At 68.8% G+C, this 22,817-nt stretch carries 20 protein-coding genes; 14 read left to right on the forward strand and 6 right to left on the reverse strand.

The genetic code is table 11. The features are described from left to right. Nucleotides 1-44: 44 nt before the first annotated feature. From PSS76_RS02965 to PSS76_RS02985, 5 genes are all read right to left on the reverse strand, one after another. Nucleotides 45-2,384: a CaiB/BaiF CoA-transferase family protein gene (locus tag PSS76_RS02965; RefSeq protein ID WP_337455836.1), complete on the reverse strand. Its 2,340-nt coding sequence runs from the start codon at nucleotides 2,382-2,384 to the stop codon at nucleotides 45-47. A 126-nt stretch (nucleotides 2,385-2,510) separates the two neighbouring features. After that, entirely contained in the window at nucleotides 2,511-3,491 is a 981-nt protein-coding gene (locus PSS76_RS02970; RefSeq protein WP_022598248.1) for an ABC transporter substrate-binding protein, read from the reverse strand. A gap of 34 nt (nucleotides 3,492-3,525) precedes the next feature. After that, nucleotides 3,526-4,317 carry an enoyl-CoA hydratase/isomerase family protein gene (locus tag PSS76_RS02975; protein ID WP_064076274.1) on the reverse strand — a complete coding sequence of 264 codons (792 nt, stop codon included), beginning with the start codon at nucleotides 4,315-4,317 and terminating at the stop codon, nucleotides 3,526-3,528. A gap of 276 nt (nucleotides 4,318-4,593) precedes the next feature. Continuing rightward, nucleotides 4,594-5,511: an AurF N-oxygenase family protein gene (locus tag PSS76_RS02980; RefSeq protein ID WP_005517230.1), complete on the reverse strand. Its 918-nt coding sequence runs from the start codon at nucleotides 5,509-5,511 to the stop codon at nucleotides 4,594-4,596. A 130-nt stretch (nucleotides 5,512-5,641) separates the two neighbouring features. Further along, a complete protein-coding gene (locus PSS76_RS02985; protein WP_005517231.1) occupies nucleotides 5,642-6,376 on the reverse strand; it encodes an IclR family transcriptional regulator in 735 nt (244 codons plus the stop codon). 106 nt (nucleotides 6,377-6,482) lie between these two features. On the opposite strand from PSS76_RS02985, the gene PSS76_RS02990 reads away from it, so the two are divergent. The 14 genes from PSS76_RS02990 (at nucleotide 6,483) to PSS76_RS03055 (ending at nucleotide 21,202) form a co-directional block, all read left to right on the forward strand. Then, a complete protein-coding gene (locus PSS76_RS02990) occupies nucleotides 6,483-7,688 on the forward strand; it encodes an amidohydrolase family protein (RefSeq protein ID WP_337455837.1) in 1,206 nt (401 codons plus the stop codon). Nucleotides 7,689-7,699: 11 nt separating this feature from the next. Then, the gene (locus PSS76_RS02995; RefSeq protein ID WP_238840460.1) at nucleotides 7,700-8,572 is read left to right on the forward strand and encodes an alpha/beta fold hydrolase; all 873 of its coding nucleotides are present in this window, start codon (nucleotides 7,700-7,702) and stop codon (nucleotides 8,570-8,572) included. A gap of 48 nt (nucleotides 8,573-8,620) precedes the next feature. After that, the gene (locus tag PSS76_RS03000) at nucleotides 8,621-9,376 is read left to right on the forward strand and encodes a class II aldolase/adducin family protein (protein WP_005517234.1); all 756 of its coding nucleotides are present in this window, start codon (nucleotides 8,621-8,623) and stop codon (nucleotides 9,374-9,376) included. After that, entirely contained in the window at nucleotides 9,373-9,681 is a 309-nt protein-coding gene (locus PSS76_RS03005; RefSeq protein WP_005517236.1) for a hypothetical protein, read from the forward strand. Before PSS76_RS03000 ends, PSS76_RS03005 begins: the two co-directional genes overlap by 4 nt. Then, nucleotides 9,678-10,580, forward strand: a complete 903-nt coding sequence (locus tag PSS76_RS03010; RefSeq protein WP_084845947.1) for an NAD(P)-dependent oxidoreductase — start codon at nucleotides 9,678-9,680, stop codon at nucleotides 10,578-10,580. The genes PSS76_RS03005 and PSS76_RS03010 overlap by 4 nt, the downstream gene beginning before the upstream one ends. Continuing rightward, the gene (locus PSS76_RS03015; protein WP_064078697.1) at nucleotides 10,577-11,797 is read left to right on the forward strand and encodes an alpha-hydroxy acid oxidase; all 1,221 of its coding nucleotides are present in this window, start codon (nucleotides 10,577-10,579) and stop codon (nucleotides 11,795-11,797) included. Before PSS76_RS03010 ends, PSS76_RS03015 begins: the two co-directional genes overlap by 4 nt. Before the next feature lie 79 nt (nucleotides 11,798-11,876). Continuing rightward, entirely contained in the window at nucleotides 11,877-13,025 is a 1,149-nt protein-coding gene (locus tag PSS76_RS03020; RefSeq protein ID WP_022598233.1) for a steroid 3-ketoacyl-CoA thiolase, read from the forward strand. Beyond that, nucleotides 13,025-13,849 (forward strand): SDR family NAD(P)-dependent oxidoreductase, encoded by an 825-nt coding sequence (locus PSS76_RS03025; protein ID WP_064076269.1) that lies wholly within the window; start codon nucleotides 13,025-13,027, stop codon nucleotides 13,847-13,849. Before PSS76_RS03020 ends, PSS76_RS03025 begins: the two co-directional genes overlap by 1 nt. Before the next feature lie 47 nt (nucleotides 13,850-13,896). Further along, on the forward strand, nucleotides 13,897-15,537 hold the full coding sequence (gene casG / locus PSS76_RS03030; protein WP_064078693.1) for a steroid-24-oyl-CoA synthetase: 1,641 nt from the start codon (nucleotides 13,897-13,899) through the stop codon (nucleotides 15,535-15,537). Nucleotides 15,538-15,908: 371 nt separating this feature from the next. Then, on the forward strand, nucleotides 15,909-17,486 hold the full coding sequence (locus PSS76_RS03035; protein ID WP_064078692.1) for an ABC transporter substrate-binding protein: 1,578 nt from the start codon (nucleotides 15,909-15,911) through the stop codon (nucleotides 17,484-17,486). A 39-nt stretch (nucleotides 17,487-17,525) separates the two neighbouring features. Beyond that, nucleotides 17,526-18,467 (forward strand): ABC transporter permease, encoded by a 942-nt coding sequence (locus PSS76_RS03040; RefSeq protein ID WP_044991438.1) that lies wholly within the window; start codon nucleotides 17,526-17,528, stop codon nucleotides 18,465-18,467. After that, nucleotides 18,464-19,357 (forward strand): ABC transporter permease, encoded by an 894-nt coding sequence (locus tag PSS76_RS03045; RefSeq protein WP_005517247.1) that lies wholly within the window; start codon nucleotides 18,464-18,466, stop codon nucleotides 19,355-19,357. The genes PSS76_RS03040 and PSS76_RS03045 overlap by 4 nt, the downstream gene beginning before the upstream one ends. Beyond that, complete coding sequence (locus PSS76_RS03050) at nucleotides 19,344-20,399, forward strand: ABC transporter ATP-binding protein (RefSeq protein ID WP_064059318.1); 1,056 nt, start codon at nucleotides 19,344-19,346, stop codon at nucleotides 20,397-20,399. The genes PSS76_RS03045 and PSS76_RS03050 overlap by 14 nt, the downstream gene beginning before the upstream one ends. After that, nucleotides 20,396-21,202 (forward strand): ATP-binding cassette domain-containing protein, encoded by an 807-nt coding sequence (locus PSS76_RS03055; protein WP_084845946.1) that lies wholly within the window; start codon nucleotides 20,396-20,398, stop codon nucleotides 21,200-21,202. The genes PSS76_RS03050 and PSS76_RS03055 overlap by 4 nt, the downstream gene beginning before the upstream one ends. A 5-nt stretch (nucleotides 21,203-21,207) precedes the next feature. Here PSS76_RS03055 and PSS76_RS03060 read toward each other — a convergent pair whose 3' ends face one another. After that, entirely contained in the window at nucleotides 21,208-22,773 is a 1,566-nt protein-coding gene (locus PSS76_RS03060; protein WP_064078689.1) for an MFS transporter, read from the reverse strand. Nucleotides 22,774-22,817: the final 44 nt, after the last annotated feature.

A 22,817-nucleotide genomic window follows, 5' to 3' on the forward strand; every position in this document is an offset into this window, starting at 1 on the left:
GATCTTTCGAAAACCAAGTCGGCCCGTGGGCCGTGGAATGAGGGTCAGGTCAGCACGCCGTCGGCACGCAGCCGGGCGATGGTCGCGGGCGGATACCCGGCGACGTCGCGGAGCACGTCATCGGTGTCCGCGCCGAGCAGGGGCGCCGCTCGGCGGACGGTCACCGCGGCGCCCACCCGCACCGGTGCGCCCTCGTGCAGGAAGCGACCGACCTTGGGATGGTCGCCGGGAACGTAGTACCCGCGTGCCCGCAGGTGTGGGTCGCTCTCGACCAGGTCGCGGCCGTTCTGGACGACCCCGGCGGGAACTCCGGCGGACTGGAGGCGGTCGGCGACCGTCTCGGCGGGCAGGGGCGCCGTCCACGTCGCGATCGCGTCGGCGATCTCGGTTCCGTGTTCGCGCCGTCCCGCCGCGGTGCGGAACCTGTCGTCGTCCGCCCAGTCCGGACGTCCGAGCACGTCGCAGAGGTGTCGCCAGTCGGCGTCGTCGCGGACGGCGATCGCGCACCAGCGGTCCGGGCCGAGACACCGGAAGACCCCGTGCGGCGACATCGTGGGGTGCGCGTTGCCGATCGGGACCGGGAACCGTCCGGTGCCGGTCGCCTGCACGACGCTGGTGCCCATATGCGAGGCCATCGCCTCCAACTGCGACAGGTCGACGTGCTGGCCGCGACCCGTGCGGTCCCGGTGCTCGAGTGCGGCGAGGACGGCGGTCGCGGCCTGCAGTCCCGCCACGATGTCGCCGTGCCCGTAGATCACGCCCACCACCTGGTCGCTGCTCCAGCCGGTGAGGGCCGTCAAGCCCGTTGCGGCGGAGACGATGTCGGCGTACGACACCCAACCGCTGCGCGGTCCGGTGTGGCCCATGCCGGACATCGAGACGTACACGATGTCGGGGCGCAGTTCGCGCAGCCGCTCGTACCCGAAGCCCATCTTCTCCATGACGGTGGAACTGAAGTTCTCCACGACGACGTCGCTCTGCGCGATCAGGTCGGCCAGGACCTCGAGGCCGGCGGGGGAGCGGGTGTCGAGGGTGATGCTGCGCTTGTTGCGGTTGACGTCGTTGAAGTACCCGCTCGTGTCCGGGTCGTCGTGCGGTCCACGGGACAGGTGCATGAACGGCGCGAACCGCGTCGGATCCGGCCGGCCGAGCGACTCGACCTTGACGACGTCGGCTCCGTGATCGGCGAGGATGCGGGTGCAGTACGGTCCGGCGAGCACCCAGGTCAGGTCGAGCACTCTGATGCCGTCGAGCGGAAGGGTGCTCGAATTCAACTCGGGCGACCGGATTTCCGGGTCCCGGCAGTCGTCCAGCAGGGCCTGGTGCTCACCCGGCTCCGCCACCACGAGATCCCGGGCGCGCGCCCCCTCGGGGAACGCGAAACCGAAGCCGAGATCGCGGGTCACGCCGTCGGACGAGACTACGTCGACGAAGAAGTCGCGGTCGTTCAGCTGCGGGTTGACGAGCAACTCGTCCGGCCGATCGACGGCCGACCACGGTAGCTTGCGAGACTGTGCCACGACCGCGAACTCTTCCTTCGTCCACTTGTCGAGGAAGCGCTGCACCACCTCGAAGACGTGTTCCTGGTGATGCTTTCGCTCCACCGGATCGCCCCAGCGGGGGTCGGTGAGGTCGTCGGCCGCGCCTTCCTCGACGAGCCAGGCCAGCAGCGCGTCCCACATGCGGGGACTGCCGCCCAGCCCGCCGCCCAGGAAGCCGTCGGCGGCACGGAACAACCCGTGCGGCACCAGCGGGTGCACCCGTCCGGGCCGCGGCGGTACCCGGTCCTCGTGCAGATACGCGAGCGTCCCCGCCTCGAGGCTCGCGGCGACGCACTCCTGCGCGGAGACGTCGATCGCCGGTACCGGGCCGAGCCGACGTGCGCGCAGACCGAGGAGTGCGCCGATCGCGGCGTTCACGCCCGCCAGCTGCTCGGCCTGCCCCTGGGGAAGCAGCAGAGGAGGGCCGTCCGGGTCACCCACCTGGGCCAGCATGCCACCGAGGGCGGCGACGGTGAGATCCGTTGCCGCCCAATCCCTGCGCGGTCCGTCGACGCCGAACGGGGTCACCCGCACATGAACGGTCGAATCGGCGGGCACCGATACCGGTTCGGCACCGGGGGCGCTGCCGTCGAGGAAGACGTCCGATGCGGCGACCAACCGGGCGAGGTCACCGCGTCCGGTGTCCGATCCGAGATCGATTACGACGGACTTCTTTCCGGCGTGCCAGTGGCCGTACGCGTGCCCGCCGAACTCGTGCCGGCTGGGATCGCCGTCGGCCGGTTCGACGAGCACGACGTCGTAGCCGAGGCCGACGAGGATCCGTCCGGCGAAGCGGGTGAAGGGGCTCGAGAGTTCGACCACCCGGATTGCGGATTCGACCACGGCTGCTCCGATCGGTGACGCGGGTTCTTCGGTGAGTGCGCCGACACTATGGCGATGCCGGGCCCCGGGAAACGATTCCGTTCTGCTGACCGAACCGGGCGCGATCCGGCCGGCAGAACGGATCGATCATTCGGTGTCGGTGTGCTCGGACACCCAGCCGTGCAGCATCACCGTGTCGGTGTCGACGGAACCGGTGATCTTGCCCTGGTCGCGGAAGAAGGTGACCAGGTCGTCGGCGCGGGCCGTGTCGTCGGGGGTGAAGTCGCGTCCGACGAAGTCGATCTGGGTCACCGTGCGCTTCGCCTCCGCGGGATCCATCTGGATCGCCGACGAGATCGCCGCGGCCGCGCGGTCGGGATCCGAGTTCACGATCGCTGCCGCGTCGGCGACCACCGCGAAGACCCGGGCCGCCAGTTCCTCGTTCGCGGCCAGCCACGACTCCGAGGTGAGCAGCCACTGCGAGTACCGGGCGCCGAAGTCGCCGCTGGTGCCGACGACGCGGCCCCCGGTGGCGACGGCCTGCGCCACCCACGGATCGAACGAGATGAAGCCGTCGATGTCGCCGCGGGCGAGCAGCGCCGGCTGTTCCGGCGGGCTGGTGCTCACCAGTTTCACGGCCGCCGGGTCGAGGCCGACACTGCGCAGGTAGGCGTCCGTGAAGTACAGGCCGATACCGGGGAACACGCCCATGGTCTTGATCGACTGCGGCGTGACGCCGGGGCGGAGCACCACCTGGAAGTAGCGGTCGGATTCCTCGTAGACACCGAGTGCGCGCAGGGTCGGGTTGGCGGCCATCACCGTCAACGCGGTCGAGTCGGCGTTGCCGGACATCTCGGAGGTGCCGGCCACGACATTCTGGGCGCTCGCGGCGCCGCCCTCGGTCTGGATGATCTGCACGTTCAGGCCGGCGGCCTCGAACAGGCCTTCCTTCTCGGCGACGAAGAACGGTGCGTACGACGGATCGACGCCGACCGAGATGCGGACGAGCCCGTCGGGGGCGGACGCCGCCGACTCGGACGCCGGCCGGGAACATGCGGTGGCGACGACGGTCACTGCGGCGAGTGCCGCGACGGCGGCGAGTGCGCGGCGCCGGAATCTGGATGTCATGGGTTTCCTTCGTGGTGGGGGGATCGGTGCGCGCTCAGCGGCCCGTGAACGACGGTGCCCGCTTGTCGAGGAAGGCCTGCAGTCCTTCGGCGGTGTCGCGGGTACGGATCAGTTCGAGAACGGCGGCGAATTCGACATCGAGCGCTTCGTCGAGCGCAAGCGTGCGGCCTGCTTCCACGATGTGCTTGAGCATCCCGATCGCGCGCGTCGGTTTCGCGGCCAACTCGGTTGCGAGTTCGTCTATGCGGGAATCGAATCGGTCGTCGGGGACGACCTCGTCGACCAGGCCGATGTCCAGGGCCTCGGTGGCGGAGAGCCGTGCCCCCTGGATCATGAGGAGCTTCGCGCGATGCGCTCCGAGGAGCCGGGGCAGTCGCTGGCTGCCACCGGCGCCGGGGAAGAGCCCGAGCCCCATCTCCGGGAAGCCGATGGTCGCCGACTGCGTCATCACCCGGACGTCGCACGCGAGGGAGAGTTCCGCACCGCCGCCGAGCGCATGTCCGTTCAGCGCTGCGACAACGGGTTTCGGTGCGGACTCGAGGAGCTTCTGCACATCGGTCCACGGCCGCATCGCACGCTGCGTCTCCTCGGTGAGCTCACGCATGACGCGGATGTCGGCACCGGCGACGAAGAATCGACCCGTCCCGCGCACGACGATGCAGCGGACGTCGGGATCGGCGGCGAGCGGAGGAAGGACGGAGAGCAGTTCGGCGATCAACGCGGGATCGAACGCATTGGCGGGAGGCCGATCGATCGTGACGGTGGCGACGCCGCTCGCGCAGGTCACGGCGAGACACTCGGGGGTGGGTGGGCTTTCGGTCGTCATGGCGGCTCCAGGTCTCGGTGAGTCGGGTCCGGTGAACCCGTTGAGAGGAGCCGAGTATCGACGGGAGGTGGCGTGGTGGGCACGACCGTCGGTCCGGTGGGCGAACCGGAAACGTCACCGTAACGAGCGGCGGCGCGTCTCGGTCGCGTCAGGCGGTATCGGGTGAATGCAGTCGGCCCGCCGCACGACGGTAATCGACCCGGAAGACGCGAAATGCGCGGTGCGCGGGACCTCCCCCTGCTCGCACACCGCGCACTCGCGCCGTGACCCTGCCCGTCAGAGCAGGTGGACCTTCTTGTACAGCACCTTGGACGGCCCGCCGACCAGGCCGACGCTGTCGAGGAAGCTCATGAGCTTCGAACCCGACGTGCGGATCTTGTCGTGGTGGTGCTTGTTGGTGCGCGCGACCTCGAGTGCGCGCTCCTTGTCGAGACCGGCGTTCACGTACACGTCGGGGTGAATCATGCTCTTCATGACGAAGTAGACGGTTGCGGCGGTGCTGACGCGCTCGAAGGCGCGGCGGGCACGGGAAGCGCCCTGCAGGCGGCGTGTGACCTCTTCACGGGCGAAGCGGATGTGCCGCGCCTCCTCGAGAACGTGAATCTTGCTGACGGTGCGCGTGATCGGCTGGACGCGTTCGTCCTTCATGAAGTCGCGCTGCATCATGTCGAGGATCTCCTCGGCCGCCATGACGCTCGCGTACGCGTTGGCGCCGCGGAACAGCCCGCCCCACAGTCGGCCGGCCCGGTGGATGAACGTGATCGGGCCGTAGTCGGGCATCCCGAACTTCTCGCCGGCGCGCGCGAACATCACGGAGTGGCGGCACTCGTCCGCGACCTCGGTGAGCGCGAACTGCACGTGGCGCGAATGCTTGTCGCGGCCGTAGACGTCGCGCAGGAGCATCTGCATGAGCAGGATCTCGAACCACAGACCGACACTCGAGACGCTCGCGGCCTCGTGCTTGGTGAGCTCGATCTTCTGCTCGTCGGTCATCTCGTCCCACAGTGCGGTGCCGTACAGCGTGCTCCACTCCGGGGTGAGCCCGAACTTGTCGGTGGGCAGCGGCGCGTTCCAGTCCACTTCGACCATGGGGTCGTACGACTTGCGGGCGGACGAGGCGAGCAGGCGCCGCGCGGTCTCCTCGCGATCGGACACCGGTGGTGCCGTGCGGGTCGACGGAATCGCAGTGGTCATGACGCCCCCTCTTCCTGTCATCGCCGCGGTCGCGGCGAGCCATCTGTGTGTGACGGTCGGTTACTGTTAGCCGAACCATACAATGGCGATTGTCACGATGGCAATGGGTGGCACGCGGATCGCGGGCTGATCAGCGCTGGCGGGCCCCCTTCAGTTCGGCGGCCACGTCGCGCACGAGTGCGCCGATCTCGGCGTAACGGTCCGGTGTGAGCCGGGTTTCCGGCCCGCTCACGATCACCGCGCCGACCGGGAGTCCCGTCGAGTCGGTGACCGCGGCGGCGATGCTCGTCGAACCGGGTTGCACGGCGCCCTCGCACAGCGACCAGCCGCGGGCGCGGATTTCGGCGTAGTCGTCGTCGGTGAGGAGCGTCGCCGGGTCGGGCGTGACGTCGGCGCGGGCGTCCGGGTCGAGCAGGGCGCAGATGGCGCGGCCGGCGGCGCTCGTTCCGGCCGGATGGATCTGTCCCACCTGCAGTGTCGTTCGGACGATCTGCTTGCCCTCGGCGACGTCGACGACGGCGATCGTGGAGTTGTCGAGGACCGCCAGGTGGGCCGTCTCGCCCGTCGCGTCGCGCAGCGAGCCCAGCAGTGCGCGGGCGCGCACCGGCAGCGGGGACGACGTGAGCGCGCGGCCCGCGACGATCAACGGTTTGGTCGACACCTCCCAGCGGGGAGGTGAATCGGGAAGCGGGCGAATCCATCCCGCGTCGTGCAGGGTCGCCAGCGTGCGCTGAAGTGCGCTCTTGTCCTCGTCGAGGACGCGGGAGAGTTCGGTCAATCCGATCGGCTGGTGTTCGGCGACGGCCTCGACGACGCGGAGTCCGCGCGCGAGGGTGCCCAGTGTCTTGACTGAGATGTGGATCACCCCTACTGTGTGTCTGCAAGTGATACTCACTATCGCATAGTGATACTTACGTCGGCAAGGTGCCCCATCGAAGCCTCGTCGACGCGATCTCGCGAAGGAGCGTGCCGTGACGGCTGTCAACCAGGAACTCGATCCCGAACTCTTCAACCCCGAGCCGGAACCGGCCGAGGTCAAGTTCACGGTCATCTCCGTCGACGACCATGTGGTGGAGCCGGCGCACCTGTTCGAGACGTGGATGCCCGCGTCGCTCAAGGACCGCGGCCCGAAAATCCTCGAGGGCGAGGACGGCTCGCAGGTCTGGGAGTTCGACGGCAACATCTACTCGCAGGTGGGCATGAATGCCGTCGCCGGCCGCCGCAAGGAATCGGTGAAGTACGAGCCCTTCCGCTTCGACCAGATGCGTCCGGGGTGCTACGACATCCATGCCCGCGTCAAGGACATGGACAAGGGCGGCATCTGGGCGATGCTCAACTTCCCGTCGCAGATCACCGGGTTCTGTGGCCGGGTCTTCGCGCACGCGTCCGACAAGGAGGTCGGCATCGCGGCAGTGCGCGCGTGGAACGACTGGATCTACAACGAGTGGCACCTCGAGTACCCGACCCGCGTGATCCCCGGTGGCATCACCTACCTCACCGATCCGGTCGAGGCGGTCAAGGAGATCGAGCGCAACGCGGCGCGTGGCTTCACGTCGGTCACCTTCCCGGAGCGTCCCCACGCGATCGGTCTGCCGTCCCTGTGGGATCGCGATCACTGGGATCCGATCATCCAGGCCTGCGTCGACACCGACACCGTGATTTCGCTGCACGTCGGCAGCTCGGGCATGTACCAGTACCCGCAGGGCGCGCCGGGACTGCAGTTGGGCGCCACCATGTTCGGGCAGCTCTCGCTCGGTGCATGCAGCGAGTGGCTGTGGTCGGGCTACCCCAAGGATCACCCGACGCTGAAGATCGCGATGAGCGAGGGCGGCATCGGCTGGGTGCCGATGCTGATCGACCGGCTGGACAACATCATCGACCGGTCCGGCTACGGCCTCGGCTGGGACGAGCGTCCGGCGGACATCCTGCGTCGCAACTTCTGGTTCTGCACGCTCGACGACCCGTCCACCATCGCGCTGCGCCACGTGATCGGGGTCGAGAACATCATGCTCGAGACGGACTACCCGCACGGTGACGGCACGTGGCCGCACACGCAGAGCGTTCTCGAGAACTACTGGGGCGACATCCCGGCGAACGAGATGCGAATGATGTGCAGCGAGAACGCCGCCAAGCTGTACCGGCACCCGTTGCCCGAGATCGTTCTCCCCCGGGACTGAGGGGTAGCGGCTTGCTCGTCGACGTGGGCGAAGTGCAGATCGCCACGCGGGTGGTCGGTTCGGGCCCTCCGCTGCTTCTGCTGCACGGCTACCCGCAGACCCGCCGCGTCTGGCGGCGGGTCGCGGACGCTCTGGCCGACCGCTTCACGGTCGTGACGACGGACCTGCGGGGCTACGGCGACAGCAGCAAGCCGGCAGGCGACGACGCCCACACGACGTACTCCAAGCGGGCCATGGCCGTCGATCAGGTGGAGGTCATGCGCAGCCTGGGGTTCGAGCGCTTCGCGGTCGCCGGCCACGACCGGGGTGCGCGCGTGGTGCACCGCATGTGCCTCGATCACCCCGATCGGGTGGTCCAGGCCGCCCTGCTCGACATCCTGCCGACCTCGGAGGTCTACGCCACCACCGACCGGCAGTTGGCGACCATGTACTTCCACTGGTTCTTCCTGATCCGGCCACACGCGCTGGCCGAACAGCTCATCGACGCGAACCCGGACGCGTGGATGGACAACGTGCTCGGCCTGGCGGGCGGGGCCGGCACCTCGATGTCCGCGGACGACATCGAGCACTACAAGTCCCACTTCCGGGATCCGGCGGTGGTGCACGCGACGTGCGAGGACTACCGCGCCGGCGCGTCCGTCGACCTCGAGCACGACGCACTCGACGCCGGTCGCCGGATCCCGTGCCCGGTGCTCGTCCTGTGGGGTGACCGGGGACCGCTCACCCGGCGCGAGCATCCGCTGAACGTCTGGCGGCGATTCGCCCGCGACGTCACCGGCCGTGCCCTCCCGGGCGGGCACTTCTTCATCGACGACTCTCCCGACGACGTCGGGCGTGCGATCGCAGAGTTCCTCGAACCGTGGCGGTGCGGCGAACTCGACTGAGCGTCAACCGAGGCCGTCGCGCCTCGTATCACGAGAGGAGATACTTCGTTGGAATTCACACCCACCGCAGACCGTCTGATCCCGGAACTCGATGCCCGGGAAGAGATGGTCATGCTCGGCCGCACCCTCTGGAACGAGGGGTACCGCGACCACCTGGCCGGCCACATCACCTACAACCTCGGTGACGGCACCCTGCTGTGCAACCCGTGGCTACTGACGTGGGAAGAGGTCTGTCCGGACGATCTGCTGCGGATCGATCTGCAGGGCAACCTGATCGAGGGCGACTGGCCGGTACCGCTCGGGATCCCGCTGCACCTCGCGCTGCACAACGCCCGTCCCGAAGTGGTGTGGGCGCTGCACAACCACTCCGAGTACGGCACGGTGTGGGGCGACATCAAGGAGGTGCCGCCCGCGTACGACCAGAGTTCGAGCCTGGGCGGCGGCGAGGTGGTTCTCGTCGACGAGTACGACGGCGCCGTCAACAGCATGGAGGCAGCCGAGAAGGCGGTCCGCGCGATCGGTGACGCCGACCGGGCGTTGCTCGGCGGGCACGGCGTCTTCGTCATCGCCGACACGGCCAAGGCGGTCTTCCTCCGCGCGGTGGCGCTCGAACAGCGCTGCAAGAACGCGTGGATGGTCCGTGTCGCCGGCGGACCGGACAAGACGTCGCTGCCGGACTGGTGGCTCGACCGGCAGCTGAAGAACGACGGCAACGGCTTCCACGGCTTCTGGGAGGCCGCGGTGCGCAAGGAGATGCGGGCCGATCCCGTCCTCGCGCAGAAGATCCTGTCGCGGCCGCGATGACCGAGACGTTCACGACGGACGTGGCGGAGGGGTCGGGCGCGGAGCCCGAGCCCGGCGCCGCGGCCCGTCCTGCCGACATCTTCACCTGCCGCGAGGTCATCCGGATCATCTCCGGTGTCGAGCGACGGCCGCCGGGAGAGCGGCTCGACGAGTACTACTGGGCCGAACTGCTCGCCGGATGTACCGAATCCGAAGTGCTCGAGGCCACGTGGGAGCACTACCGGCGGCAGTCACGGCCCATCTGGCCCGCCGACATCCTCGGCTGGGTGGCAGCCCGCCGCGCGGACAGCGACGCCGACCGATGACGCGCACGGTGGTACTCGTCCCCGACGCGCGCGGCGTGGCCGCTCTCGCAGGCATCCCGCACGTGAGCGCGGTGGTGTACGACCCGAAGTGCCCACAGGTCCCGGACGGCGCGGCCGATGCCGAGATACTCGTCGCGAACGGACTCGATCCGGCCGGGGCGGGTTCCCTCTTCGCCCGGTTGCCGCGCCTGCGGATGGTGCAGCTGTTCAGTTCGGGAGTCGAACGTTGGACCGGGGTCGTGCCCGAGGGCGTGACGGTCTCGAACGCGGACCGGGCCCACGGCGGCGCGGTCGCGGAGTGGGTCGTCGCGCAGTTGCTCGCCCACGTCCGGGATCTCGCGGGCTACCGGGCCAAGCAGCGGGACCGGCAGTGGGAGGCGCACCGCACGGGGACACTGTCGGGTCGGAGCGTCCTGGTGTTCGGGGCGGGCGACATCGGTGAGAACCTTCGACGACGGCTCGAACCGTTCGGCTGCACGGTCACCCTCGTCGGCCGGACGGCGCGTGCGGGTGTCGTGGACTTCACGCAGGGCCGGGCGGTGCTCGGCGACCGGGACGTCGTGATCCTGGCTCTGCCGCTTGATGATTCGACGGTGCACCTCGTGGATGCGGGGTTCCTCGGCGCGATGAAGGACGATGCGGTGCTGATCAACGCCGGACGCGGTGAACTCGTGGACACAGAAGCCCTTCTCGGGGAGTGTGGGCGGGTGCATGCGATCCTCGACGTCACCGATCCCGAGCCGCTCCCCGTCGAGCATCCGCTGTGGACCGCACCCGGCGTGGTGGTGACGCCGCATGCCGCGGGCATCACCGACGACGTGCTCGACCGGTGCTGGGCCGCGGCCGCACGCAAGATCGCCGCGTACGTCGCTCCGTCCCGGGCGGTGGTGTCGGGATGAGGGCCTTCGGATTCGACTGGCAGTGGCGCGCATCCGGAGAACCGCTCAGCGTCGAGGACTACCGTCGCGCCGCGGGCCGCAAGCTCCCGCGCATGGTGTGGTCGTACATCGAGGGCGGTGCCGACGACCTGCGCACCGTGGCCGGCAACCGGTCGGCGTTCGACGACTGGTGGCTGGTGCCGAGCGTCCTGGCCGGGCACGACACTCACGACCTGTCCACTCGGGTTGCGGGACTGCCGGTCTCGATGCCGGTACTGACGGCGCCGACGGGATTCAACGGACTCACCCGGTGGAGCGGCGACCTCGACGCGATCCGGGCCGCCGAGCGCGTCGGCACCCGGTGCGTCGTCAGCACGGCGTCGACGTGGTCGGTCGAGGAGATCGCGGACGCCGCCGGCGAGAAGCACGCCTTCCAGCTGTACCCCGGTTCGGGCGGCGTCGCCGCGGCTCTCATGCGCCGCGCGTGGGTGGCCGGATTCCGGTCCCTGTTCGTGACGGTCGACGTCCCGGCTGTCGGGAACCGCGAGGGCGAGAGGCGGGAGGGGATGGGCGTCCCGCCCGTCCTCACCCCGCGTCGGCTGCTCGACGTCTCGCGTCATCCGCGGTGGGCCTACGACGTCGTGAAGCATCGGCGGATCGGCGGGCGCAACCTCGCGTCCGGAGATGGTGTGACCGCGGCACTCGCGTCGATCGAGATCCAGGAGCGCCAGCTCGTCCAGTCGCGGCTGAACTGGGACGACGTGGCTTGGATGCGGGACAACTGGCACGGCACCGTGCACCTCAAGGGGGTGTTGCGGCCCGAGGACGCGGCACGCGCGGTGGACCTCGGACTGGACGGCGTCGTCGTGTCGAATCACGGGGGCCGCCAACTGGACGGCTGCGTGCCGTCGGTCGCGGCGCTGCCCGCGGTGGCCGACGCCGTCGCCGGACGCGCCGAGGTGCTGCTCGACGGCGGCATCCGCCGCGGCACGGACGTGCTCAAGGCGCTCGCCCTCGGGGCCGACGCGGTGCTCGTCGGCCGCCCGTGCCTGTACGGCATGGCGGTCGCCGGGGAGCGCGGCGTCGAACACGTGCTCACGATCCTGCGCGAGGAGATCGCGCGCGGACTGACCCTCCTCGGGGTGCGCGACGTCCAGGACCTCGACCGGTCCCACGTGCGCCCGGCGACATCCGATGATCAGAACACGGTTTCGATCGAGGCGATTACCACCCAGTGAGACTCCCGCCACAACGAAATCGAATTCATCGGTATCAAGAATCGCGTTCCACACTGATGCCTGCTCGAGGAGGACTGCAATGGGTAACCCGGTGATCGTGGATGTGGCGAGGTCTCCGATCGGTCGACGTGGTGGCTGGCTGTCGGGACTGCACGCCGCGGAGTTGCTGGGTGCGGTGCAGTCCGGAATCCTCGAACGCCTGGACCTCGATCCGGCCCTGATCGAGCAGGTGATCGGCGGCTGCGTCACGCAGGCCGGAGAGCAGGCGTCGAACGTCAGCCGCAATGCGTGGTTGCATGCGGGCCTGCCGGAGCGGACCGGCGTGACGACCATCGACGCCCAGTGTGGTTCGGGTCAGCAGTCGGTGCAGTTGATCGCGGCACAGATCGCGGCCGGTGTCATCGACGCCGGTCTGGCGTGCGGCGTCGAGGCGATGTCCCGGGTTCCGCTGCTGTCGAACATCAAGGGCGATGTCGGCAGCCCCAAGCCGCCGGGCTGGGCCGTGGACATTCCGGCACAGTTCGAGGGTGCCGACCGAATCGCCCGTCGGCGTGGATTCGCGCGTGAGGATCTCGACGCGTTCGGTCTGCGCTCGCAGCAGCGCGCAGCGCAGGCGTGGGCGGAAGGCCGCTTCGACCGGGCGATCATCCCGGTGAAGGCGCCCGGCACCGACGGCGGTGCTCCCGCCGAGGTGTCGCGCGATCAGGGGCTGAGGGAGACCTCGCTCGAGGCGCTCGCGAAGCTGAAGCCGGTTCTCGACGGTGGTCTGCACACCGCAGGTACGTCGTCGCAGATCTCGGACGGCGCCGCCGCGGCGGTGCTGATGGACGAGACCCGGGCCCGGGAGCTCGGTCTGCGCCCGCGCGCCCGGATCGTCGCGCAGTGCCTGATCGGTGCTGAGACGCACTTCCTGCTCGACGGTCCGGTGCAGGCCACCGAGTACCTGCTGGGCCGGACCGGCCTGTCGGTCAAGGACATCGACCTGTTCGAGGTCAACGAGGCGTTCGCCGCGGTCCCGATGTCGATGGCCCGCGTGCACGGTGTCGACGAGGACCGGCTCAACGTGAACGGCGGTGCGATCGCCCTGGGTCACCCGGTCGGTTCGTCGGGCGTCCGGCTGATCGGCGCGGTGATCGACGAACTCGAGCGCCGCGACGGCGAACGCGCACTGGTCGCGGTGTGCGCCGGCGGTGCGATGGCAACCGGAGCGATCGTCGAGCGCATCTGATGCCCGCCCAGCTCACGGGTTTCGACGGGAAGGTCGCGGTCGTCACCGGCGCCGGGCGGATGCGCTCGATCGGCCGGGAGATCGCCGTCGAACTCGCCCGTGCCGGTTGCGATGTCGTCGTCACCGGCACGGGACGCACGCCGGACCGCTTCACCGACGAGGAGAAGGCCGCGGGCTGGCGCGACATCGAATCCGTCGCCGACGAGATCCGGGCGCTGGGACGCCGGGCGACCGCGGTCGTCGCGGACGTCGCCGACGAGGATTCGGTGAACTCCCTGCTCGCGCAGGTCCAGGCGGAGTTCGGGGGCGTGGACGTCCTCGTCAACAACGCCGCCGCTTCCCGCGGCGGCGACCGAGTCCCGGTGACCGAGCTGGACGTCGATGTCTGGGACCGCGTGCTCCGGGTCAACCTGCGGGGCACGTTCCTCATGAGCCGGGCCTTCGCGCGGGCGATGGTCGAGCGGGGCGCCGGCGGCTGCATCGTCAACATCTCGTCGATCGGCGGAAAGACCGGCGGCGCAGACACCGCCGCCTACGCCGCGTCCAAGGCGGGGGTCCAGTCGCTGACGTCGTCGATGGCCAAGGAGCTCGGTCGCTCCGGGATCCGGGTGAACGCGCTGTGTCCGGGCGTCACCTCCACCAGCCGTCTCGACGACTGGCCCGCAGACGTCTGGCAGCGGTACGTCGAAGCCAACATTCCGTTGCAGCGCGCGGGCCACCCTCGCGAAGTAGCCTGGGCCGCAGTCTTCCTGGCCAGTGATCAGGCGGCGTGGGTCAGTGGCCAGTCCTGGAACGTCGACGGCGGCCAGCTCACGATCCGCTGACCCACGCCGGCCGGCCCCGAACGATCCTTCCCCGGAAAGGTGCAGTGATGTCCGAGATTCGTCCAGTACCCGATGCGCGTGCGGCGGCCGTCGCGCGGCTGACGGCGCCGGGTGCGGCCTTCGAGATCGCCCCGGAGCCGGTGCGCGGCGCGGCGATGCCGGTCTTCCGCAACCGGCACCGATCGCTGCATCAGCTGCTCATCGAGTCGGCTCGCTACGGCGATGCCGAGTATCTGGTGTGCGACGACCTGCGCCTCACCTTCGCCGAGCATCTGGCTCGGGTGGCCTCGCTCGCCCAGGAGTTCCGGACGCGGTACGGGATAGGCGAGGGCGATCGGGTTGCCATCCTCTCGGCGAACAACGCCGAGTGGATCATGACGTTCTGGGCGGCCACGGCGCTCGGCGCGATCACGGTCGGCATGAATTCGTTGTGGTCGGCGCGGGAGATCGTCTACGGTGTCGAACTTTCCGAACCGAAGCTGATCGTGGCCGACGGGCCGCGGCGGGAGCTGCTGGGTGCGGTGGACGTCCCCGCGCTCTCGACCGAGGTCGACATCCCCGCGCTGTCGACCGCGCAGCCGGGCGCGGAACTTCCGGTGCCGGACGTAGGCGAGGACGATCCCGCGGTGATCCTGTTCACCAGCGGGACGACGGGTCGGCCGAAGGGTGCGACGCATTCGCAGCGGAACATGGTGGCCGCGGTCGACTTCCACCGGTTCAACGACGCCTTGGCGGCGGAGTTGGGGCGGCCGCCCGGCGCGCGCAGGTTCCTGCTGGCGACGCCGCTGTTCCATATCGCGGCGCTGCACAACCTGGCGGTTCCGCGGCTGGCGTTCGGAGACACCGCGGTGATCACCACGGGCCGGTTCGACATCGATCGGGTGCTGCGGTTGATCGAACGTGAGCGCTTGACGAACTGGGGTGCCGTCCCGACGATGGTGAGCCGCCTGGTCGAACACGACCTGTCGGCATACGATCTGTCGTCACTGCAGACGATTTCGGTGAGCTCGGCGCCGTCGTCCGCGGCGCTCAAGGAGCGACTGCGGCAGGTGTTGCCGGCCGCGGGGCGGTCGCTGGGTACCACGTACGGGTTGACGGAGTCGTCGTCGGCGGCCACGTTGGCGACGGCCGCGGACCTGGCGGAACGGCCGGACACCGTGGGTACGGCCGTGCCGACGATGCGGGTCGAGGTGCGGGACGAGGTCGGCCGGCCGGTGCCGGACGGCGTGGAGGGCGAGATCTACCTGCGGGGTCCGCTGGTGATGCTCGGCTACTGGAACAACCCGGAGGCGACCGCGGCGACCATCGACGAGACCGGCTGGATGGCTACCGGTGATCTGGGGACGATGGAGGACGGGTATCTCCGGATCAGCAGCCGCCGTTCGGATCTGATTCTCCGCGGCGGTGAGAACGTGTATCCCGCCGAGGTCGAGGACGTGCTCGTGGAGCATCCCTCGGTGCGCGAGTGCATCGTTGTCGGGACCGAGCACGCCGACTACGGCGAGGAGGTCTGTGCGGTCGTCGTCGTCGACTCCGATGCGCCGGTGACGGAAGAGGAGTTGGCCGGGTACATGACCGAGCGGATCGCTCGGTACAAGGTTCCGAGTCGGTGGATCCTCCGGGGCGAGGAACTGCCGCGCAACGCGACCGGCAAGGTCAAGCGGGTGGAGGTTCTGGCTACTCTGTAGTAGCTGTCTTCTCGAAAAGTGCTGTGACCAACAGAAACTGGCCGGTACACACCGTGTGGGTGCGTACCGGCTCAGCGCTGTCCGGGCCGGGATCTCGGGCGCGGGACGCTGGTTGCGCGGATGAGTGTCCATATTGCGGTTTCCGCTTGCACAACGAGCGTTGCGTGCTGTTATTGTCATCACAGCAGCGTGAGATCGGAAACACACGATGCTGCTTGGTTTTCGAGAGCGTCGAGACGACGCCTCGACTCGGCGCGGACCGTCCGAACTGCACGACAGTCGGGTAGGTGGATCGCCTGCTGCAACTCGATACGGCACATGCGCGTCAACGTGATCGGTGATCCGGTCGCGGATCTTCGAGAGGACACACAATGAGGGACAACTGGATTCGTGGGTCGCGGAACCTGGCGGCGGTAGCCGTTGCCGCGGTGGCCTTGGCCGGCTGTGGTGGCGGGGCGTCGTCCTCGCCGACATCGTCGGGTAACTCCGGCGAACTCGACACGTCCGCGACCCTGCGGGTCGCGACGGCTGCACCGTCCCGAAATCTCGACCCGTACCTGCAGACCAGCGTCGGTGGCTACGGCTACCTCTCACCCATCTTCGACCGGCTGACCGTGGTCGACGCCGACGGCAATCTCGAACCCGGGCTTGCGGAGTCGTGGGAGTTCGCCCCCGACGGCTCGTACCTGGAACTGAAGCTGCGCAAGGGTGTGACGTTCCACGACGGTGCCCCGTTCGATGCAGCCGCGGTGGTCGCCAACATCGAGCGCGGCCAGACGATGGAAGGCAGCACGGTGGTGGCTGCGCTGAAGAGCATCACGGGCACCGACATCGTCGACGAGCACACGGTACGGCTGCGGCTGGCGCCGGGCGCGGGTGTCGAGCTGCCGGGCGTCTTCAGTAACAACGCGGGAATGATGATCAGCCCGAAATTCATCGAGGCCGGCACGGACATCCGCAACGATCCCGGGAAGAGCGGATCGGGAGCGTACGAGGTCGCTTCCTATGTGCCTGAGGAGTCGCTCACGCTCGTACGCGCCGAGGGCACCAACTGGGATCCGGACGCCGGCAAGGTGGCCAAGATCGAGATCAAGGCGATGCCCGATGCCAGCACCCGGTTGAACGGCCTCAAGACCGGCGCCGTCGACATCAGCTGGGTCAGCTCCGCCAACGAGGTCGTCGAGGCACAGTCGCTCGCGAAGAGCGGCACCCTCGCGGTCGACGAGGTCTCGTTCCGCAACGTCCTCGGTGTGTACATGCGGGCGCAGGGTGATCTGGCCAAGCCGGAAGTGCGTCAGGCCGTGGCCTACTCGATCGATCCGGCCGCCGTCAGCGCCCTGTTCTCCGACACGTGCACGCCTCGGCAGCAGTTGTTCCCGGCCGGCAGCTGGGCGGCGGACGACTCCTACCAGTACCCGTACGCCTTCGATTTGGACAAGGCCAAGAGCCTCGTCCAGGGCGTCGGTGGAGCCCCGAAGATCACGCTGACCTTCGGCGCGGGCACGAATACGGAGAAGCCCGCCAACGTCATCCAGTCCATGCTCGCGGCGGCGGGGTTGGATGCCGAACTCAACCCGGTGCCCAACAGCCAGAACGAACCGCGATACGTGGCCGGTGACTTCCAGTCCATGGTCGCCAACAGCTTCACGCCGCGCGTCGATCCGGCCGAGACCGTCAGCACGTACATCACGGGACCCTACGATCTGTCGAACGGCAACCCGCAGATCAAGGAACTCGCCACGAAGGCCGCGAACCCGACTCTGTCGCAGGACGAGCGCGCACCCATGTACCAGGACATCGCGGAGCAGACCCTCGAGGAGGCGATGTTCGTACCGATCTGCAACCTCACCAATGCGACCGTCGCAACCGACAAGGTCACGGACATCGACGGAATCGCCTGGGTGAACAACGGGCTGTTCGACATTCGCCACGTGGGGATCGCGAAGTAGCCGTCACCTTCGGTCATCGACACCTGTTGAGGGGCAGCCATGTTGCGTTATGCCGGTAGGCGTTTGTTGGCGGCGATTCCGCTGCTGTTGGTCGTGCCGTTCCTGATCTTCGTGCTGATCGATCTGGCGCCGGGTGATCCGGCGGTCATCCTCGCGGGTGAGGATGCGACGCCGGAACGGTTGGCGGAGTTGCGGACGACGCTGAATCTGGACCAGAACGTGTTCGTGCGGTATCTGGACTGGGTGGGGTCGGTGCTGCGGGGCGATCTCGGGGTGTCGCTGCTGTCGAACCAGTCGGTGGCGGACCTGTTGCTCCGGCGGATGGCGACGACGCTGTCGCTGGTCGGGTTCGCGATGGTGCTGGCCGTGGTGATCGGCCTGGTGTTGGGCGTACTCGGGTCGCTGCGCCCGGGTGGCGTCGTGGACCGCGCGATCAACGTGATCGCGTCGATCGCGATCGCCATCCCGGCGTTCTGGTTCGGTCTGGTGCTGGTGTCGTTGTTCGCGGTGTCGAACCAGATCTTCCCGGCGTTCGGGTACGTGCCGCTCTCGGACGGTGTGGTGCCTTGGTTCCAGCACCTGGTGCTGCCCGGTGTGGCGTTGGCGTTGCTGCCGGCGGCGGAGGTGACGTTGCAGTTGCGATCGGCCCTGGGACAGGTGATGGGCAGCGACTACATCCTCAACGCGAAGGCCCGGGGACTGGGCACCGCGAGTGTCGTCCTCAAGCACGGACTGAAGAACGCGTGCATCCCGGTGGTGACGGTCCTCGGTTTCCGTGTGGCGGAGGTGCTCGGCGGTGCGGTGACGATCGAGATCATCTACAGCATGCCGGGGATGGGTTCGCTGGCGGTCAACAGTGTGCAGAACCATGACGTTCCGGTGCTGCTCGGGTTCGTGTTGTTCACCACGTGCGTGGTGGTGCTGGTGAACCTGTTGGTGGACATCTCGTACGGCTACTTCAACCCGAAGGTGCGCGCATGACGACGACGACTGCTTCCTCGATGTCGGGTGATGTCGAGTCCCGCAACGGTTTCGGTTCCCGCTTCCTGGGGTTCGTACGGCGTCGGCCGGTGACCGCGATCGCCGGTGCGTTCGTGCTGCTGTTGGTGCTGATGGCCGTCTTCGCGCCGCTGATCGCGCCGTACGACCCGTACGCGCAGGACGTGGTGAACCGGCTGCAGCCTCCCTCGTCGGCGCACTGGCTGGGGACCGACGACTACGGCCGGGACGTGCTCAGCCGGTTGATCTACGGTGCCCGGATCTCGTTGCAGGCGTCCCTGCAGGCGGTGGCGCTGGCGTTGGTACTCGGGCTGCCGTTGGGCGTGATCGCCGGGTACCGCGGTGGCTGGGTGGACACGGTGCTGACCCGGATCATGGACGCGTTGATGAGCGCCCCTTCGCTGGTGCTCGCGATCACGATCGTCGCGGTGCTGGGGTCGGGTATCACCAACGCGATGCTCGCCGTCGGTCTGGTGATGGCGCCGCGGTTCTACCGGGTGGCGCGGGCCTCGACGATGGACGTCCGCGGGGACACCTATATCGAGGCGTCGGTGGCGTTGGGGTGTAAGACGTCCCGGACGATCGTGCGGCACATCCTGCCCAACGTGATGCCGCCGATCGTTCTGGTCATCTCGGTCTCGCTCGGCACCGCGGTGGCGGCGGAGGCGAGTCTGAGCTTCCTCGGGCTCGGCGCCAAGGCGCCGGCGGCCAGTTGGGGCTCGATGCTGTCCACGGCGGCGTCGAACATGCAGTTGGCCCCCTATCTGGTATGGCCGCCCGGCGTGATGATCTTCCTGACGGTGCTGGCGTTCACGTATCTCGGCGACGGTGTGCGCCGGGCGTTGACGAGGAGTCGCAATGGCAACAACTGACACGCTGGTGCGCCCGGACCGGGCCCCGGTCGACCCTGCCACGCCGCTGTTGCGGGTGCGGGATCTGACGGTCCAGTTCCCGGCCGGCCGCAAGCAGTGGGTGACCGCGGTCGACGGGGTCTCGTTCGACGTCGCCGCCGGTGAGTCGGTGGCACTGGTCGGGGAATCCGGTTCCGGCAAGACCGTCTCGTCACTCGCGGTGATGGGGTTGACCGGCGATACCGGGGGTCGGATCGCCCGCGGCAGTGTCGAATTCGACGGCCTCGATCTGACGAAGCGGCCGCACAAACAGTGGCAGGGGCTGCGCGGCACGGGAATGGGCATGATCTTCCAGCAGCCCATCCGCTCGCTGAATCCTGCCTACACCGTCGGCGATCAGATCGCCGAGTCGGTGCGCAAGCACCTCGGCCTGGACCGCAAGGCGGCGATGGCGCGTGCGGTCGAGATGCTCGAGCTGGTGCAGATCCCGCGGGCGGCGGACCGGGTGCGCGAGTACCCGCACGCCTTCTCGGGCGGCATGTGCCAGCGGGTGATGATCGCGATGGTCATGGCCTGCAACCCGCGTCTGCTGATCGCCGACGAGCCCACCACCGCGCTGGATGTGACGGTGCAGGAGACGATCCTGGATCTTTTGCGGGACCTGCAGGAGCAGACCGGTATCTCGCTGCTGTTCGTCACGCACGACCTCGGCGTCGTCGCGGAACTGTGCGAACGCGTCGTGGTGATGTACGCGGGGGAGGTGATCGAGGACGGCCGCGCCGACGAGGTGTTCTTCACGCCCCAGCACCCGTACACCTCCGGGCTGCTGGCATCGATCCCACGTCCCGGCATCAGTAACGATCGGCGGTTGACGGCGATCCCGGGCCGGATCCCGGCGGCGGGGGAGTGGCCGGCGGGCTGTCACTTCCACGACCGTTGCACCCACGCCCGGTCGGGCCTTTGTGACACAACGCATCCCACGCTGGCCGAGACAGCCCCCGGACGGGCGGCGCGCTGCCTGCGCGTGGCGGATCTGCAGTTGGAAGGAGTGAGCGCGTCATGAGTCTGCTCGAGGTTGCGAACCTGACCAAGTCGTTCTCCACCCGCCGTGACTTCCTGGGCCGCCGGACCGGATGGACGCACGCGGTCAAGGACGTCTCGTTCACCCTCGACGCCGGGGAATGCCTGGCCGTGGTCGGTGAGTCCGGGGCTGGGAAGTCGACGGTCGGACGGATGGTGTTACGGCTCATCGAAGCCGATTCGGGCAGCGTCGTGTTCGACGGTGAGGACGTTCGCGCCGCCAAGCCCGCCCGACTCCGCCAGATGCGGCGCGGCATGCAGATGATCTTCCAGGATCCGCACTCCTCGCTCGATCCGCGGATGACGGTCGCGGACGCGGTGATCGAACCGCTGATCGTGCACACCGATCTCGACCGGGCCGCTCGTGCGCAGCGGGCCCGGGAGTTGCTCGACAAGGTCGGCATCGGGTCCCGTTACCTCGGCCGGTACCCGGCCGAACTCTCCGGCGGCCAACTCCAGCGCGTCGCGATCGCCCGGGCGCTTACCCTCGAGCCCGAGATGATCGTGTGCGACGAACCTGTTGCCGCACTGGATGTCTCGGTGCGGGCGCAGGTGCTGAACCTGCTCCGGGACCTACAGGAGGAGCTCGGGCTGGCGTACCTGTTCGTCTGTCACGACCTCGCGCTGATCGAGGTCATCGCGGACCGGGTCATGGTCATGAAGTCCGGTGAGGTCGTCGAGACCGGCACCGTCGAGCAGATCTACGCCTCACCGGCGCAGGACTACACCCGGAAACTCCTGGACGCCATCCCCGTGCCGGTCCCCCGCGCGGCCCGCCAGGCCTGACCTGGTCAGTCGACGTCGGCCAGAGCCTCGTGCGCGGGTGCCTCGTCGATCGATGCGATGCCGCGTCCGCCCGGGGCCCACAACCCGAGAGCGACGGCGCTGACGAACATGACGCCGGCCAGCGCCAGGGAGGCTTCCTGCATGCCGTGGAGGAACGACTCCTTCGCGAAATCGGCAAGCTGCTCTCCCTGGGGGCCGGCCAGTTTCGACACCTCGAGGGCGGCGGCGAGGGAGTCGCCGACCGGCTGCTTGGCCTGCTCGGGTACCGCATCGACGGCGGGCGCGATGTTGCGTCCGTACCCGGCTGCGAGCACGCTGCCGGCGAGGGCCACGCCGATCGCGGCACCGATCTCTCGGGTGGCGTCGTTCACGGCGGACGCCACACCCTGCTTGGCCACCGGCGTGTTCTGCACGATCGCGGTGGTCGCCGGGGCGGTGCACAGGCCCAGGCCGACAGCGGCGATCAGCAACGGCACGGCGACCTCGCGGTACGTGCTGCCGGCGTCGAGCTGACCGATCAGTGCGAGCGCCACGCCGAGTACGGCGAGCCCGAGGAACGTGAGGATCCGCAGGCCGATGCGCGGGATCAGCCACGGCGCCGCCACCGACAGCCCGATGACGACCACCGCGATCGGTGCGAGCGCGAGCGCCGACTGCAGCGGCGAGTAGCCGAGCACGAGCTGCAGGTGCTGGACGATGAGGAAGAACAGACCGAAGGTCGCAAGGAACTGCATCAGGAGCGACACCGCGCCGACGCCGAACGTGCGGTTGCCGAACAGGCGCACGTCGAGCAGGGGGTGTTCGGTGCGGGCCTCGAGGACTGCGAAGAGCGCTCCGGCGGCCAGGCCGCCGGCGATCGCGGCGAGCACCCAGGGGTCGAGCCAGCCCCGCCCCGGCGCCTCGATGATGCCGAGCACGAAGAGCCCGATCGCCCCGGCGCTCAGCACCGCGCCGCGGATGTCGAACGTCGACGGGTGCTCGTCCCGCGAGGACGGGATGGTGAACGCGAGAGCGAACAGCACGGCGGACACCCCCGCGAGTCCGATGAAGATCGCGTGCCAGGACCACTTCTCGAGCAGCAGGCCCGATCCGATGAGTCCGGCGATGCCCCCCGATCCTGCGACGCCCGACCAGATGCCGACGGCCTTGGATCGTTGCGCCGCAGGGAAACTGGCGGTGAGAATCGACAGCGTCGCCGGCATGACGAACGCTGCGCCGAGGCCCGCGACCGCGCGGGCGCCGATGATCTGGGTGGGGCTGTCCAGCAGGATCGGCGACGCCGACGCCAGCCCGAACAGCAGCAGTCCGATCACGAGCAGGCCGCGGCGGCCGTAGCGGTCACCGAGCGCGCCCGACGGCAGCAGCAGGCACGCGAGCGCGAGTGTGTAGCCGTCGACGATCCAGGTGAGTTGCGCCTGGGTGGCCCCGGTGTCCCGGGCGAGGTCGGCGAGTGCGGTGTTGAGTGCCGCCATCGCGGCCACGACGAGGGCGACCGCCGCACACGACACGGTGAGAGTCCAGATCTGTCCCCAGGTCATCCGGTCGTTCGTTCCCGTGTACTTTCCAGCCATGCGGGCCTCCCCTAGGAAACAAGACTGTCAGTATCGTAGGTGAA

It is taken from the genome of Prescottella sp. D32 (genome assembly GCF_037287305.1).
In the GTDB taxonomy this organism is placed as follows: domain Bacteria; phylum Actinomycetota; class Actinomycetes; order Mycobacteriales; family Mycobacteriaceae; genus Prescottella; species Prescottella equi.

Coding starts and splice junctions, on each gene's coding strand:
- PSS76_RS02970 (WP_022598248.1), bottom strand. CDS start 3,491: ATGACATCCAGATTCCGGCGCCGCGCACTCGCCGCCGTCGCGGCACTC.
- PSS76_RS02975 (WP_064076274.1), bottom strand. CDS start 4,317: ATGACGACCGAAAGCCCACCCACCCCCGAGTGTCTCGCCGTGACCTGC.
- PSS76_RS02980 (WP_005517230.1), bottom strand. CDS start 5,511: ATGACCACTGCGATTCCGTCGACCCGCACGGCACCACCGGTGTCCGAT.
- PSS76_RS03005 (WP_005517236.1), top strand. CDS start 9,373: ATGACCGAGACGTTCACGACGGACGTGGCGGAGGGGTCGGGCGCGGAG.
- PSS76_RS03010 (WP_084845947.1), top strand. CDS start 9,678: ATGACGCGCACGGTGGTACTCGTCCCCGACGCGCGCGGCGTGGCCGCT.
- PSS76_RS03015 (WP_064078697.1), top strand. CDS start 10,577: ATGAGGGCCTTCGGATTCGACTGGCAGTGGCGCGCATCCGGAGAACCG.
- PSS76_RS03020 (WP_022598233.1), top strand. CDS start 11,877: ATGGGTAACCCGGTGATCGTGGATGTGGCGAGGTCTCCGATCGGTCGA.
- PSS76_RS03025 (WP_064076269.1), top strand. CDS start 13,025: ATGCCCGCCCAGCTCACGGGTTTCGACGGGAAGGTCGCGGTCGTCACC.
- casG (WP_064078693.1), top strand. CDS start 13,897: ATGTCCGAGATTCGTCCAGTACCCGATGCGCGTGCGGCGGCCGTCGCG.
- PSS76_RS03035 (WP_064078692.1), top strand. CDS start 15,909: ATGAGGGACAACTGGATTCGTGGGTCGCGGAACCTGGCGGCGGTAGCC.
- PSS76_RS03040 (WP_044991438.1), top strand. CDS start 17,526: ATGTTGCGTTATGCCGGTAGGCGTTTGTTGGCGGCGATTCCGCTGCTG.
- PSS76_RS03045 (WP_005517247.1), top strand. CDS start 18,464: ATGACGACGACGACTGCTTCCTCGATGTCGGGTGATGTCGAGTCCCGC.
- PSS76_RS03050 (WP_064059318.1), top strand. CDS start 19,344: ATGGCAACAACTGACACGCTGGTGCGCCCGGACCGGGCCCCGGTCGAC.
- PSS76_RS03055 (WP_084845946.1), top strand. CDS start 20,396: ATGAGTCTGCTCGAGGTTGCGAACCTGACCAAGTCGTTCTCCACCCGC.
- PSS76_RS03060 (WP_064078689.1), bottom strand. CDS start 22,773: ATGGCTGGAAAGTACACGGGAACGAACGACCGGATGACCTGGGGACAG.